The 12,831-nt window shown below is 71.2% G+C and carries 13 protein-coding genes; 3 read left to right on the top strand and 10 right to left on the bottom strand.

Annotation, left to right across the window (positions count from 1 at the left end; translation table 11 throughout):
- Positions 1 to 47 precede the first annotated feature (47 nt).
- Together HZ992_RS00630 and HZ992_RS00635 are read right to left on the bottom strand one after the other, a co-directional pair.
- The gene (locus HZ992_RS00630) at positions 48 to 2,045 is read right to left on the bottom strand and encodes a sensor histidine kinase (RefSeq protein WP_209384760.1); all 1,998 of its coding nucleotides are present in this window, start codon (positions 2,043 to 2,045) and stop codon (positions 48 to 50) included.
- Between the two features lie 2 nt (positions 2,046 to 2,047).
- Entirely contained in the window at positions 2,048 to 2,704 is a 657-nt protein-coding gene (locus tag HZ992_RS00635; RefSeq protein WP_209384761.1) for a response regulator transcription factor, read from the bottom strand.
- Positions 2,705 to 2,910: 206 nt separating this feature from the next.
- Here HZ992_RS00635 and HZ992_RS00640 point away from each other — a divergent pair, with 206 nt between their 5' ends.
- From HZ992_RS00640 to HZ992_RS00650, 3 genes are all read left to right on the top strand, one after another.
- Positions 2,911 to 3,402, top strand: a complete 492-nt coding sequence (locus HZ992_RS00640) for a DUF3617 domain-containing protein (RefSeq protein WP_209384762.1) — start codon at positions 2,911 to 2,913, stop codon at positions 3,400 to 3,402.
- A 90-nt stretch (positions 3,403 to 3,492) separates the two neighbouring features.
- Positions 3,493 to 3,957, top strand: a complete 465-nt coding sequence (locus HZ992_RS00645) for a hypothetical protein (protein WP_209384763.1) — start codon at positions 3,493 to 3,495, stop codon at positions 3,955 to 3,957.
- Between the two features lie 160 nt (positions 3,958 to 4,117).
- Positions 4,118 to 6,166 (top strand): methyl-accepting chemotaxis protein, encoded by a 2,049-nt coding sequence (locus tag HZ992_RS00650; RefSeq protein ID WP_209384764.1) that lies wholly within the window; start codon positions 4,118 to 4,120, stop codon positions 6,164 to 6,166.
- A gap of 21 nt (positions 6,167 to 6,187) precedes the next feature.
- Here HZ992_RS00650 and HZ992_RS00655 read toward each other — a convergent pair whose 3' ends face one another.
- From HZ992_RS00655 to HZ992_RS00690, 8 genes are read right to left on the bottom strand one after another with little or no spacing between them, the layout of a single operon-like run.
- Positions 6,188 to 7,405 (bottom strand): NAD(P)/FAD-dependent oxidoreductase, encoded by a 1,218-nt coding sequence (locus tag HZ992_RS00655; protein WP_209384765.1) that lies wholly within the window; start codon positions 7,403 to 7,405, stop codon positions 6,188 to 6,190.
- The gene (locus HZ992_RS00660) at positions 7,398 to 7,982 is read right to left on the bottom strand and encodes a MarR family winged helix-turn-helix transcriptional regulator (RefSeq protein WP_209384766.1); all 585 of its coding nucleotides are present in this window, start codon (positions 7,980 to 7,982) and stop codon (positions 7,398 to 7,400) included. The genes HZ992_RS00655 and HZ992_RS00660 overlap by 8 nt, the downstream gene beginning before the upstream one ends.
- 3 nt (positions 7,983 to 7,985) lie before the next feature.
- Positions 7,986 to 8,309 (bottom strand): 2Fe-2S iron-sulfur cluster-binding protein, encoded by a 324-nt coding sequence (locus tag HZ992_RS00665; RefSeq protein WP_209384767.1) that lies wholly within the window; start codon positions 8,307 to 8,309, stop codon positions 7,986 to 7,988.
- Positions 8,310 to 8,331: 22 nt separating this feature from the next.
- Entirely contained in the window at positions 8,332 to 9,531 is a 1,200-nt protein-coding gene (locus tag HZ992_RS00670; protein ID WP_209384768.1) for a cytochrome P450, read from the bottom strand.
- Between the two features lie 20 nt (positions 9,532 to 9,551).
- On the bottom strand, positions 9,552 to 10,265 hold the full coding sequence (locus HZ992_RS00675) for an ABC transporter ATP-binding protein (protein ID WP_209384769.1): 714 nt from the start codon (positions 10,263 to 10,265) through the stop codon (positions 9,552 to 9,554).
- A gap of 1 nt (position 10,266) precedes the next feature.
- The gene (locus HZ992_RS00680) at positions 10,267 to 11,010 is read right to left on the bottom strand and encodes an ABC transporter ATP-binding protein (RefSeq protein ID WP_209384770.1); all 744 of its coding nucleotides are present in this window, start codon (positions 11,008 to 11,010) and stop codon (positions 10,267 to 10,269) included.
- Positions 11,007 to 11,969: a branched-chain amino acid ABC transporter permease gene (locus tag HZ992_RS00685; RefSeq protein WP_209384771.1), complete on the bottom strand. Its 963-nt coding sequence runs from the start codon at positions 11,967 to 11,969 to the stop codon at positions 11,007 to 11,009. The genes HZ992_RS00680 and HZ992_RS00685 overlap by 4 nt, the downstream gene beginning before the upstream one ends.
- Positions 11,966 to 12,823: a branched-chain amino acid ABC transporter permease gene (locus tag HZ992_RS00690; protein WP_209384772.1), complete on the bottom strand. Its 858-nt coding sequence runs from the start codon at positions 12,821 to 12,823 to the stop codon at positions 11,966 to 11,968. Before HZ992_RS00690 ends, HZ992_RS00685 begins: the two co-directional genes overlap by 4 nt.
- Between the last annotated feature and the right edge of the window lie 8 nt (positions 12,824 to 12,831).

A 12,831-nucleotide genomic window follows, 5' to 3' on the forward strand; every position in this document is an offset into this window, starting at 1 on the left:
TCGGATCAACCATGAGCGCCACGCGCCGGCCCGCGCCGTGCAAACGATCACTGCGCTCGGACGATCGGCAGCGACAGCCGCACGCGGGTGCCTTCTCCCGGGCGCGAGTCGAACTCGACGCGCGCGCCGAGTGATTCCGCGCGCGCGCGCATGTTGCGCAGGCCGCGGCCACCGGGGTTGCTGCCGCTCGCGTCGCGGGCCTCGAACGAGGCTGCCGGAGAGCCCACGCCGTCGTCGGCGATCTCCACCTGCACGTCGTCGCCCACGCGGCGCAGGCTCACGTGGACATGGTGCGCCCGGGCGTGCTTGAGCACGTTGGTGAACATCTCCTGTGCCAGGCGCAGCACCTGCAGCGCACTGGGCGGGTCGAGCCAGGCCAGCGGCGGCACGTCGTCGACCGCCCAGTGCAGTTGCAGCCCGGCGGCCGCGAGCCGGTCGCCCAGGCGCAGGCGCAAGGTACCCAGCAGCGTGGCGAGATCGTTCTCGATCGGTTCGAGCGAGTCGATCACCAGGCGCAGATCGTCGATGCATTCGCGCAGCATGCCGGCCAGCGCCGGCTGCGAGAGCTCGCGTCCCTGCACCAGCGCCAGCGAACTCAGCAGCGCGGAGCCCAGGCCGTCGTGCATGTCGCGCATCAGGCGCTGGCGCTCGCGCAGCAGCGCCTGCTCGCGCTCGAAGCCGACCAGCGTCACGTGGTGCGCCTCCAGCTGAGCCTGCTGCGCGGCCAGGCGCAACTCCTGCTCGGCGTTGGCACGCGCCAGATCGGCGAAGGCCGCGGCATGCTGGCGTGCCAGCGCATGCTGGAAGGTGAACAGCAGCAGCAGGCAGGAGTAGGGCAGCAGGTAGAGATGCCCGGGCGGCAGCCGGCCCGACAGCAGCAGCAGGTCGTGCGTGGCGAGCACGATGCCGACGAACAGCGTGCCCACGAGCAGGCTGAACTCGGTGCCGGCGCCGCGCAGTGCCAGCACCGCGAGGAACAGGCACACGCCCAGCGCCACCGCCACGTTCAGCGCGTGCTGCATCACCAGCGCCTCGGCCTGCAGCGGCCACAGCGGAATGGTCAGCAGCGACAGCACCACGCAGAAGCCGAGCAGCGCGCGCTCCAGGGCGACGTAGCGGCGCGGCAGGAAGCGCAGTACGAACAGGTAGAAGAGCAGGGTCAGCCAGCTGATCGAGCTGTTGGTCGCCCACCAGAACCATTCGTAGGCCACCCGCTCGCCCGGCGGCGCAACGAAGTAGTGCAGGTTGCGCACCGCCCACACCGAGGTGATGGCCGCGAACAGCAGGTGCGAGCCGGGCTGCTGGCGGCGCCAGGCCAGCGCCAGCGCGAGAGCACCCAGCACGAGCCCGCTCAGGCTGAGCAACTGCATCGCCGTCACCTGCCAGAACTGGCGGCGCTGCTGTTGCCAGGCGACCGCGGACGCCGGGCCGATCAGCGGCGCGGCCAGCCCGTACTGCACGCCGTGCACCGTGGGCAGGCCGATGGCGACCTGCACGACGGCACCCGGCGTGGTCAGCTCCGGCGGCAGCGCCACGTACAGAGGCCGGTTCCATTGCGAGAGCCAGTCCGGGGTGTTGTCGAGCAGCAGCCGCCAGGGCGCTTCGGCGATGTCGCGCCGGGCCATCACGAGCACCGGGCCGCCGACGGCACGTGCGATGTGCAGCGCCTGCGGCAGCGGCTCGCCTTCGGCCACTCGGTGCTGCACGCGGTACCAGCGCATCTCCAGGGCGTAGCGGCGGCCGCTTTGCAGCGCCGCCTCGCGTGTGGCGTGGTCGGGCAGCACGACCGGCTGCCAGGCCGCGCCGTCGGCCGGCGGCAGCTGCCGCTGCGCCGGCGGCAGCGCCAGGATGGCCGACTCCGGCAGATGGCGGCCGAGCTGCAGCTCCTGCTCGCCCAGCGGCGCGATCGCCAGCATGGCCTCCTCATAGGCCACGGGCGCGGCCTGCTCGGCACGCTGCGGCGCGTTGAAGTCCAGCAGCAGCGTGGCCGACACCACCGCGGCGAGCAGCAGCGACAGGCCGAGCGCCAGCCAGCGTTCAGCCACGCTCAGTCACGCAGCAGGCCGAGCAGGCGCGCCTCGTGCAGCGCCTCGGTTCGGGAGTGAACCTGCAGCTTGCGGTAGCTGCGCTTCACGTAGGTCATCACGGTGTGCCGCGTCACGTCGAGCAGCCCGGCGATCTCGTCGTAGCTGAAACCCTTGGCGGCGTACTGCAGAACGTCGATCTCGCGCTGCGACAGGCCCGGGTCGCCCGCGGCCGGCTCGGGCGGGCTGCTGGGCGATGGCGCCAGGCGCGTCAGCAGCCGCCGCGCGATCACCGGGCTGATCGGGCTGCCGCCTTCGCGCAGCGCGCGCACCTGCGCCGACAGGTCCAGCGGCAGCCCGGTCTTGAGCAGGTAGCCGGTCGCGCCGGCTTCGATGGACTCGAGCACATGGCGCTCGTCGCCGAACACGGTGATCACCATCACGTCGCAGTCGGGCAGCGTGCGTGCCGCTTCGCGGATCAGCGCCAGCCCGCTGCCGTCGGGCAGGCCCAGGTCGACGAGCAGGACATCGGGACGCTCCCGCGCGAGCAGCGCCATGCCGCCGCGCACATCGGCCGCGCTGCCGGCCAGCTGCAGGCCGGTGTCGGCCTCGATGGCCTGCGCGAGCGCCTGGCGGAACGCCTCGTTGTCTTCGACGATGCCGATGCGGGGCGGTTGCATGGGGAGTCCCTGCGGAGCGGGGCCCCAGTCTATCGAGGCGCGGGCGCGGCGTGGGCACGACCTGCGACATGTGCACGGCCCATCCCCCACTTCGCGTGGTGCTGTCCCTCACGAAGGGGACAGTGGTGCACCCCGCCGGCGCGCTGGCGTTCCTACGATGGCTTCGTGCCGGTGCGTGTCGTGCCGGACTCCGGGAGAGAACGACCATGAGAAAGCAGTTGTCGATCGGCGCGTTCGCCGCGCTGATGTCGCTGGCCTGCGCTGCGCAGACCGCGGTGCCCCTGCGCAAGCCGGGCCTGTGGGAGACGAAGACGGATGCCCGCCAGGGCGCCACGATGCGCCATTGCGTCGGCGCCGGTTCCGACGACCTGATGCAGGCGCAGCCCGGCGCCACCGGGCGCGGGCAATGCAGTGCTGCGCGGGTCACGCGCGAGGCGGCGGATCGTGTCGTGGTCGAGTCGAGCTGCCAGTCGCAGGGGCGCACGACGATCACGCGCGCGGTGTTCACCGGCAACTTCGAAACCAACGTCAAGGCCGACTTCAGCATGCGCATGGACCCGCCGCGCAAGGGCCGCAGCGAGGGCAGCTTCAGCATGGAGATGCGCTGGCAGGGTGCCTGCCCCGCCGGCATGCAGCCCGGCCAGATCCAGCTGCCCAACGGCATGGTGATCGACCCGCGGCAAGGCATGCCGCGCTGATCCTGTCCGGCTCCGGCGGCGCCGCGCGCGCCGGGGCCGGTTCAAGTTCGCGCGCGGCAGCCTTCCCATTCACACCAAGAGAGGTTCGTCATGAAGTCGATTCGTCTGAGCGCAGCGCTGCTGCTGGTCTTCGGCCTGCCCATCGGGGCGATGGCGCAACAGACGCCCCTGCCGGGCAAGCAGGGCGCGATGCCGACCGTCAGGGGCACCCAGGCAGGCCAGAGCGAGGGGGGCGGCCAGACCGAAGGCGCCGGGCAGGCCGGCCCCAAGGGCGGCGGCGCGCTGATGTTCAAGGAGAAGGAGGGCGGCGGCAAGAAGAGCTCGGCGCTGGCCTACAAGGAAGGCGGAGACAAGGGCGGCGGCAAGAAGAACTCGGCGCTGGCCTTCAAGGACGGCGGCGACAAGGGTGGCGGCAAGAAGGGCCTGGCGCTGGGCGCGCAGACCCAGGGCGCGGCGCTCAACCGCAACGGCATGGAGCGCAACGCCATCAACAAGGACATGGGCGCCTCGCGTGGCATGGAGCAGGCACAGCAGCTCAAGGGCATGCAGCGCTGACCGGCGGGCGGGCAGGAGGAGTTTGACGCGCATCAAGTGGAGACATCTGGGCCGGTGACAGCGCTCAAGCACCATGTCGGTGCGGTCGATAAGGAGAAGCAGCGCCGCCTTGCAGCGGCGCGGGCCCACCCTGTCGTAACCCCTGCGAGAGAAACCGACGATGTCCGCGATCCTCCTGCCCGGCGCCTCCGCCACCGTTTCCAATTCACCGCGCAGCGCGGCCGGCGATGCCGGCTTCTTTGCCCACCACGGCGTCTGGGCGCCCGGTGTGCGCCTGTTCCGCACGCTGCGCTTCGCTTCCAAGGCCGCCATCATCTCGCTGGCCTTCGTGCTGCCGCTGCTCGGCCTGCTGGCCTGGCAGCTGAAGGTGCAGGCCGACCAGGCAAGGCATGCGCGGCAGGATTCGACGCGCCAGCATGTCGAGGTGGCGCACGGCATCGTCGTGTGGGCGCATGCGCAGGAAGCCTCCGGCAAGCTCGACCGCACCCAGGCGCAGCAGCTCGCGCGGCAGGCCATCGCCTCGCTGCGCTACGAGGGCAGCGAATACTTCTGGATCAACGACATGCAGCCGCGCATGGTCATGCATCCGATCAAGCCCGATCTGGACGGCCAGGACCTCGCCGGCTTCAAGGACCCGAACGGCTTCGCCCTCTTCAACGCCTTCGTGGCCACGGTGCGCCAGCACGGCCAGGGCTTCGTCGCCTACCAGTGGCCCAAGCCGGGCAGCGAGAAGCCGGTCGACAAGATCTCCTACGTGAAGGGATTCGAACCCTGGGGCTGGGTGGTCGGCTCGGGCATCTACATCGGCGACCTGCGCGAGGCGATGCTGCGCCAGATCGCCTGGGATGCCGGCGTCGTCGCGCTGGCACTGCTGCTGGCGGGCTACCTGTTCCTGAGCTTCTATCGCGTGATGGACGGTGGCCTGAGGGAAACACGCCGCCACCTGCGCGCGATGACCGACGGCGACCTGACGACCTCGCCCTCGCCCTGGGGCAACGACGAGGCCGCGCAGCTGATGCTGGAACTGCGCAACATGCAGGAATCGCTGCGCAACATGGTGCTGCGTGTGCGCCGATCGAGCGACGAGATCGTGCATTCGAGCAGCGAGATCGCCACGGGCGCGATGGACCTGTCGGCCCGCACCGAACAGGCCGCCGCGAACCTGGAGGAATCGGCCGCTTCGATGGAGGAGATCTCGTCGACCGTCAAGCACAGCGCCGAGCACACCGCCGAGGCCTCGCGCGTGGCCAGCCACAACGCCGAGGTGGCCAGCGAAGGCGGCCGCGTGATGCGCAACGTGGTGGCCACCATGGAGAGCATCCGCGGCTCGTCGGCGCGCATCAGCGAGATCATCGGCACGATCGACGGCATTGCGTTCCAGACCAACATCCTGGCGCTCAACGCGGCCGTGGAAGCCGCGCGCGCCGGCGAGCAGGGGCGCGGCTTCGCCGTGGTGGCCAGCGAGGTGCGCACCCTGGCGCAGCGCAGTGCCGCCGCAGCGCGAGAGATCAAGGCGCTGATCGGCAGCAGCGTTGAGCAGGTCGAGGCCGGCACCGGCATCGTGCACAAGGCCGGCGCAACGATGGAAGAGATCGTCGCCGCGTCGCAGCGGGTCAACGAACTGCTCGGCGAAGTCGCCAACGGCGCACGCGAGCAGAGCCTGGGCATCGGGCAGATCGGCGCCGCGGTGCAGGACCTCGACCGCATGACCCAGCAGAACGCTGCGCTGGTCGAGCAGACGGCCGCCGCAGCAGATGCGATGAAGGACCAGGCGCAGTCCCTGTCGCACGAGGTCGACCGCTTCCGCCTGCCGGCCGCCGCAGCGACGGCGGCCGTCGCCGAGACAGTGGTGTCGGACGATTTCGATTTCGACGCGGCGATCGGCGCACACCGGCAATGGAAGGTCAAGCTGCGCAAGGCCATCGCCGGCCACGAGACACTGGACGCGCAGACGATCTGCCTGGACGACCGCTGCCCGCTGGGGCGCTGGATCCACGGCCCGGGCGGAAAGCGCTGGGGCAGCCGCCCCACCTTCAGCGAACTGCTCGGCAAGCATGCCGAGTTCCACAGCGAGGCGGGCGCCGTGGCGCGCAAGATCAACGCCGGCGACTATGCCGACGCGGAGCGCTTGATCGGCTCGGGTTCGCGCTTCGCGAGCGTCTCCAACGAGGTCTGCACGCTGCTCACGCGCGCCAAGCGCGGGCTGTAGCGGCCCGCGCCGCCGCGTCGTTCAGGCCAGCGTTTTCAGCGCTACCGCCGGATCGCAGGCCACGGCCGGCGCCGGGCTCTTGCCGGTTTCGAGCAGCTTGCGCGCCGCCATGTGATCGAGCGGCGCGTTGACGCTCTCCACGCAGGCCAGGCGTTCGCCCACGTAGTGCAGGATCGAGAAGCTCGCCGGCGTGGCGCCGGTGCGGCGATGGCGCACGCCGTCGGCGGGCATCAGGCCGGCCATCTGCAGGCGCAGGCTGCCCTGCTCCGACCAGAACCACGGCAGCGCGCGGTAGGGCGCGGGCTGGCCCGTCAGCGTGGCCAGCGCAGTGCGCGCCTGGTCGTTGGCGTTCTGCACCGATTCGAGCCGCAGACGCCGGCCGCTGCCGTGCTCGGGGAAGCAGGCGCAGTCGCCGATGGCAAGGATGGTCGGGTCGGAAGTGCGCAGGTTCTCGTCCACCACGATGCCGTTGTCGCAGGCCAGGCCCGCGTCCAGCGCGAGCTGCGTGCGCGGCGCGGCGCCGATGCCCATCACCAGCAGCTCGACCGCGTGCGGCTGGCCGTCGATGTTCAGCGAGGCCAGCCGGTCGCCTTCGACATTGAAGTCGCCGACCTTCACGCCCAGGAGCAGATCGATGCCGCTGGCGCGGTGCGTGGCCAGCACGTGCTCGGCGATGTCGGGCGACACCGAGCGCGAGAGCAGCCGCGGCGCCGATTCGAGCACCGTGACCTGCTTGCCCAGCGCCCGCGCGGTGGCGGCGATCTCCAGGCCGATGAAGCCGCCGCCGAGCACGGTGACCTGCTGCGCCGTGTCGAGCAGGCCGCGCAGACGCAGCGCGTCGGTGGCGCTGCGCAAGGCGGCCACGTTGACCAGCGTGACCGGCAGTGCAGGCAGCGTGCGGGCGACGGCGCCGGTGGCGAGCACCAGTTGGGCATAGGGCAGCACGGCGCCGGAGCGCAGGCGCACGCTGTGCGCTGCGCGGTCGATGGATACCACGGCATCGCCGCGGTGCAGCGTGATGCCCGCCTCGGCGAACCAGGGCTCGGCGCGGTGCAGTTGCACCGCCTGCTGCGTGTCCTTCAGGAAGGCCTTGGACAGCGGCGGGCGCTGGTAGGGCAGCTCGTCCTCGTCGCACACCAGGTGCACCTGCGCACCGAGCCCGGCGCCGGCCAGCGCATGGCACAGCTGCGCGCCGGCATGGCCGCCGCCGACGATCACGATCGGTCCCTGCTCACTCATCGTCCATGTCCTCTGGGCTGTCGGTGCGGCCGCGCCGTTTTGCCGCGGCGGCGGGATAACGCTGCGTCACGTAGCGTGCGGTGGCGGCCTCCACCTGGGGCAGATTCTCGTGCAGGCGCTTGAGCAGGCCGATCAACGTCTCCGTCTCGGCCGCATCGAGCACCGACAGGAAGGCCCGCTCGCGCTCCAGGGCGATGCCGCGGATCTGGTCGTGCAGCTCGCGGCCCTTCTTCGTCAGCGTGGCGATGCGCAGCCGGCCGTCGCCGGCATCCAGGCCGATCGTCACCAGGCCGCGCGACTGCATGCCCTTGAAGCAGCGGCTCACCGAGGCCTTGTCCATGCCGATGATGCGCGAGACCTGCTGCGCCGAGATCGAGCCGTGGATGGCCAGCAGCACCAGGCAGCGCCAGGTCTCGATGCCGACGTCGAACACGTTCAGGTAATGCTGCGACGCGCCGCGCGACAGCTTGTTGGCGATCCAGGTCAGGAAGGCCGGGACGTAGCGTTCGAGGTCGACGTTCTGCGGCGCTGGGTCCGCTGAAGTTGCCGAAACGGCCTTGCGCCTGGACGTGGCCATCGCCTACTGCTGCCGCTCCGGGATGCGCACGATCAGCCCCTGCAGCGCGGCAGTCAGCTTGAGCTGGCATGACAGCCGGCTGGTCGGGCCGCGCTCGGCGGCAGTGCACTCCAGCAGCTCCAACTCGTTGGCCAGCGGTGCCGGCAGCCGCTCGGCCCAGGCCGGGTCGACGTAGACATGGCAGGTGGCGCACATCGCCGAGCCGCCGCATTCGGCGACGATGCCCGGTACGCCGGCTCCGGTGGCCGCGGCCATGACGCTGACGCCCTCGGGCGCCTCGAGGCCGTGTTCGCTGCCGTCGGCCAGGATGAAGGTGATGTCGGGCATGGTCGTCTGTCTCGAACGGTGATCAGGCGGGAATGAGCCGCAGCGGCAGGGTGTCCAGTGCACGCAGGGTGTTGTTCAGGCGCCGGGTGTGCGGCCCGGCGACTTCGATGCGCTTGACGCGCCTGGCCAGCGCCGTCAGCACCACCTCGCCCTCGAGCCGCGCCACCGCCTGCCCCACGCAACCGTGGATGCCGGCACCGAAGGCCACGTGCCCGCTCGGGCGACGCTCGATATCGTAGCGGTCCGGGTCCGGCCACTTGCGCGGGTCGCGGTTGGCGGCGGCGAGCATGCACAGGATCTTGGTGTTCTCGGCCACCGGCAGCCCGGCGATCTCGCAGTCGCGCACGGCGGTGCGGAAGAAGGTCTGCGCGGTCGACTCCCAGCGCAGCCCTTCCTCGAAGGCAGGGCGGGCCAGCGAGGCATCGGCATGCAGCTTGGCGTACTGCTCGGGGTGGTGCGCCAGCGCGTAGAGCACATTGCCCAGGCCGTTGATGGTGGTGTCCACGCCGGCGGAGAGGAAGGAGCGCACCAGCAGCGGCGCCTGCTCGTGGCTGATCTCGCCGGCGTCGGCGGCCTGGTAGATCTGGTCGCCGAAGCCGCCGGGGCGCAGGTTCTCGCGCTGGCAGCGCGCCATGATCCACTGCGTCACCGGGCCCATGCGTTCGGCGGCCTTGGCCAGCAGCGCGTTGCGCGGTCCCATCGAGTTGAAGATCAGGTCGCCGTAGATCAGCAGGTTCTCGCGGCCCTCGTCACCCACGCCCACCGCGTCGGGGAAGACCTTCAGCGGGTAGATCTGCGCCAGGTCGTGGATGCCGTCGATGCTGCCTTTCTCGACGCAGCGATCGACCATCTGCTCGGCCACCGCGGTGAAGGTGGCACGGATCTGCATCACTGCCTTCGGGCTGAGGATGCGCGACAGCACGGTGCGCGTCTGCGTGTGCAGCGGCGGGTCGGCCTCGAGGATCAGGCTCTTCGGGCGGAACGGCGTCTCGAGGTTGAAGTTCGTGAGGCCCACGCCGGCGCCGGAGATGAAGGTGGCGTGGTCGTTGAACACCGCGTGCACCTGCTCGTGGCGTGCGCAGACCACCACGCTCGGGTAAGGCGTCAGGCGCACCACCGGCCCGGCCTCGCGCAGGCGTTCGTGCATCGGGTAGGGGTCGACGAGGTTCTCGGCCGAGTAGGGGTCGATGTCCAGTTCGGGGAGCTTCGCGGTCTCGTTCATCGTTCGTCCTTTCGATTCGTTCAGTGCACGGCCATGCCGACCAGGCGTTCGAGGGTGGCGCTGTCGTGGCGCAGTGCCTGCGCGGCTGCGGCGTGCACCACGGCGCCGCGCTCCAGCACGAGGGCGCGGTCGGCATAACCGAGCGCCTCCTGCACCTGCTGTTCGACGATCACCACGGTGATGCCGGTTTCGCGGCTCAGCCGCGCGAAGGCGGCGAGCAGCTCCTGGCGGATCAGCGGGGCCAGGCCTTCGAGCGGCTCGTCGAGCAGCAGCAGGCGCGGTTGGCCAAGCAGCGTGCGCGCCACCGACAGCATCTGCTGCTCGCCGCCGGAGAGTTGCGCGCCGCCGTTGCGCCGCCGCTCGGCCAGCCGCGGGAAGAGCGCGTAGGCCTCGTCCAGCGCGCTGCGCGGGCGGCGCTTGCAGCCGGCGAGCAGGTTCTCCTCGACCGTCAGCGTGGGGAAGATGTCGCGCGTCTGCGGCACCAGGCCGAGGCCGCGCTGCGCGCGCTGGTGCGGTGCGATGCCGGCGAGGTCTTCGCCGTCGAAGACGATGCGCCCGCGCGTGAGCTGCGCCAGGCCCATCACGGCGGCCAGCGTCGTCGTCTTGCCCACGCCGTTGCGGCCGATGATGGCGAGCTTCTCCTGCGGCATCACCGACAGGCTCAGGCCGTTGAGCACGATGACCGGGCCGTAGCCGGCCACCACGTCCTGCAGTTCGAGCAGCGGCGTCGTCATCTCATTGCCCCAGGTAGGCGGCGCGCACACGCGGGTCGCTGCGGATCGCTTCGGGGGTGCCGTCGGCCAGCACCGCGCCATCGGCGAGCACGACGATGCGCTGCGCGAAGCGGAACACCAGGTCCATGTCGTGCTCGATGATCAGCACGGCCAGCTCCTTCGGCAGGGCGGCCAGCGCGGCCAGCAGGCGCGCGCCTTCGCCTTGGGGTACGCCGGCCATCGGCTCGTCGAGCAACAGCACGCGCGGGCGCAGCGCCAGCGCGAGCGCGAGTTCCACCAGCCGCTGCTCACCGTAGGCCAGCCGTTCGGTGGGCCAGCCGGCGTGCTCACCCAGCCCCAGTTCGCGCAGCAGAGCCTGGGCCTCGGCGGCGAGCACCGGGTAGCCGTCGATCGAGCGCCAGAAGCGGCCGGTCAGGCCCTCGCGCTCGAACAGCGCCAGCTCGATCTGGCGCTGCACCGGCAGGTGCGGCGCCAGCGTGGTGATCTGGAAGGTGCGTGCCAGGCCGGCACGCACGCGCTGCGACTGCGAACGCCGCGTCACGTCCTCACCGGCCAGCCAGACGCTGCCCGAACTCGGCGCGACCGTGCCGCTGATCTGGTTGACCAGCGTGGTCTTGCCGGCACCGTTCGGCCCGATCAGCGCGAGCCGGTCGCCGGCGTGCAGCTGCAGCGAGACGCTGCGCGTGACGTGCAGGCCGCCGTAGTGCTTGTCGAGCGCGCGGGTCTCGAGGATGACGATGCTCATGCCTTCGCCCCCCAGCGCGAGCGCAGCCAAGCCCAGGCCTTCTGCGGCGGCAGCAGCACCACCGCCATCAGCGCGGCACCGATGATGAAGAGCCAGTGGTACGGGTTGATCGAGGCCGCCGTGTGGTGCAGCAGCGTGAACACCACGGCGCCGATCAGCGCGCCGTGCAGGCGGCCTGCGCCGCCGAGGATGAGCATGACCAGCGCCTCGGCGGAGAGCGCGAAGGACAGGCTGTCCAGGCCGACGATGGCATTGGTCTGCGCCGACAGCGCCCCCGCCGCGCCGGCCAGCGCGCCGGCCAGCGTGTACATCGCCAGCAGGCGGCGCAGCACCGGCGTGCCGAGTGCTGCCATGCGCGCGCGGTTCTCGTGGATGCCGCGCACCGCCAGGCCGAAGGGCGAGTCGACCACCCGGCGAGCGACGAAGAGGCCCAGCGCCAGCACGGCGATGGCGTAGAGCGCCGCCGTCCTGCCTTCGAGGTCGAAGGCGAAGCGGCCGAGCAGCGGGCCCATCGTGAAGCCGGAGAGGCCGTCGTCGCCGCCGGTCCAGTCGCGCGCCTTCTGCGCGAGGCTGGCGGCGATCTGCGCCACCGCCACCGTGAGCATCAGGAAGGTGAAGCCGTGGTAGCGCAGCAGGAAGGCGCCCGAGGCCAGCGCGAGCAGCGCGCCGGCGCCGGCACCCACGGCCAGGCCGAGCAGCGGCTCGCCGCTGGCCTTCAGCGCGAACAGGCCGGCCGCGTAGGCACCGGCACCGAAGAGCGCCGCATGGCCGAGCGTGGCCAGGCCGGCGATGCCGACGACCAGATCGAGCGAGAGCACGAACAGCGCCGTGATGGCGATGCGCGTGAGCAGGCCGAGCTGCTCGGGCAGCGCCCACCAGGCGATCAGGCCGATCGCCAGCACGAGCAGCGGTGCGCGCCAGGCCGGGGCCACGCGCGGTGCGGACGAATCGGTGCTCATCGTTTCAGCAGGCCATTGGGCCGCCAGGCCAGCAGCACGGCCATGGCGAGGAAGAAGAACAGCCCGCCCCAGTCGGAGGCGAGGTACTTGCTCGCCGTCTCGACGATGCCCAGCGACACCGCCGCGAGCAGCGAGCCGGGCAGGCTGCCCATGCCGCCCACCGCGACGACCACGAGTACCAGCACCAGGTACTTGAGCGCGTAGTAGGGCTCCAGCGGCATCAGCTCGGCTCCGAGCACGCCGCCCAGGCCCGCCAGCGCCGCGCCGGCCGCGAAGCTGGCGCACTGCACGGTGCGGATCGGGATGCCCAGCGTGGCGGCGGTGTCCGGGTGGTCGACGGCGGCGCGCAGCCAGATGCCGAAGCGCGTGCGCGTGACCGTCCAGGCTGCGGCGGCGGCGACCAGCAGCCCGGCTGCGATGACCAGCAGGCGCTGTGCCGGCAGCGTGCGAAAGCCCAGGTCCACCGATTGCGCGAGCAGCGGCGGCAGCACGATCAGCTGCACCTGCGGGCCGGCCAGTGCGTTGGTCAGCGCGATCAGGAAGAAGGAGAGGCCGATGGTGAACAGCACCTGCTCGAGTTCGGTGCGGCGGTACAGGTGGCGCAGCACCAGTGCCTCGATCAACGCGCCGAGCGCGGCGGTGCCGGCCACCGCCACCGGCACGGCGATCCAGAAGCTCCACGACGCCTCGCGCGTGAGCAGCGCCGCAGCGTAGCCGCCGATCATCGCGAAGGCGCCATGCGCGAGGTTCACGAAGCGCATCAGCCCGAGCGTGACCGACAGGCCCACGGCGATGATGAACAGCACCATGCCGTAGGCCAGGCCGTCGATCAGCACGTTGGCCAGCAGTTGCATTGCAGCGC

Source organism: Rhizobacter sp. AJA081-3, assembly GCF_017795745.1.
Taxonomy (GTDB): domain Bacteria; phylum Pseudomonadota; class Gammaproteobacteria; order Burkholderiales; family Burkholderiaceae_C; genus Piscinibacter.

Bases quoted from the DNA above. Each gene is read 5' to 3' on its own strand.
- HZ992_RS00645 (WP_209384763.1), top strand. From the start codon at position 3,493: ATGAAGTCGATTCGTCTGAGCGCAGCGCTGCTGCTGGTCTTCGGCCTG.
- HZ992_RS00690 (WP_209384772.1), bottom strand. From the start codon at position 12,823: ATGCAACTGCTGGCCAACGTGCTGATCGACGGCCTGGCCTACGGCATG.
- HZ992_RS00655 (WP_209384765.1), bottom strand. From the start codon at position 7,405: ATGAGTGAGCAGGGACCGATCGTGATCGTCGGCGGCGGCCATGCCGGC.
- HZ992_RS00680 (WP_209384770.1), bottom strand. From the start codon at position 11,010: ATGAGCATCGTCATCCTCGAGACCCGCGCGCTCGACAAGCACTACGGC.
- HZ992_RS00640 (WP_209384762.1), top strand. From the start codon at position 2,911: ATGAGAAAGCAGTTGTCGATCGGCGCGTTCGCCGCGCTGATGTCGCTG.
- HZ992_RS00685 (WP_209384771.1), bottom strand. From the start codon at position 11,969: ATGAGCACCGATTCGTCCGCACCGCGCGTGGCCCCGGCCTGGCGCGCA.
- HZ992_RS00635 (WP_209384761.1), bottom strand. From the start codon at position 2,704: ATGCAACCGCCCCGCATCGGCATCGTCGAAGACAACGAGGCGTTCCGC.
- HZ992_RS00660 (WP_209384766.1), bottom strand. From the start codon at position 7,982: ATGGCCACGTCCAGGCGCAAGGCCGTTTCGGCAACTTCAGCGGACCCA.
- HZ992_RS00665 (WP_209384767.1), bottom strand. From the start codon at position 8,309: ATGCCCGACATCACCTTCATCCTGGCCGACGGCAGCGAACACGGCCTC.
- HZ992_RS00675 (WP_209384769.1), bottom strand. From the start codon at position 10,265: ATGACGACGCCGCTGCTCGAACTGCAGGACGTGGTGGCCGGCTACGGC.
- HZ992_RS00650 (WP_209384764.1), top strand. From the start codon at position 4,118: ATGTCCGCGATCCTCCTGCCCGGCGCCTCCGCCACCGTTTCCAATTCA.
- HZ992_RS00670 (WP_209384768.1), bottom strand. From the start codon at position 9,531: ATGAACGAGACCGCGAAGCTCCCCGAACTGGACATCGACCCCTACTCG.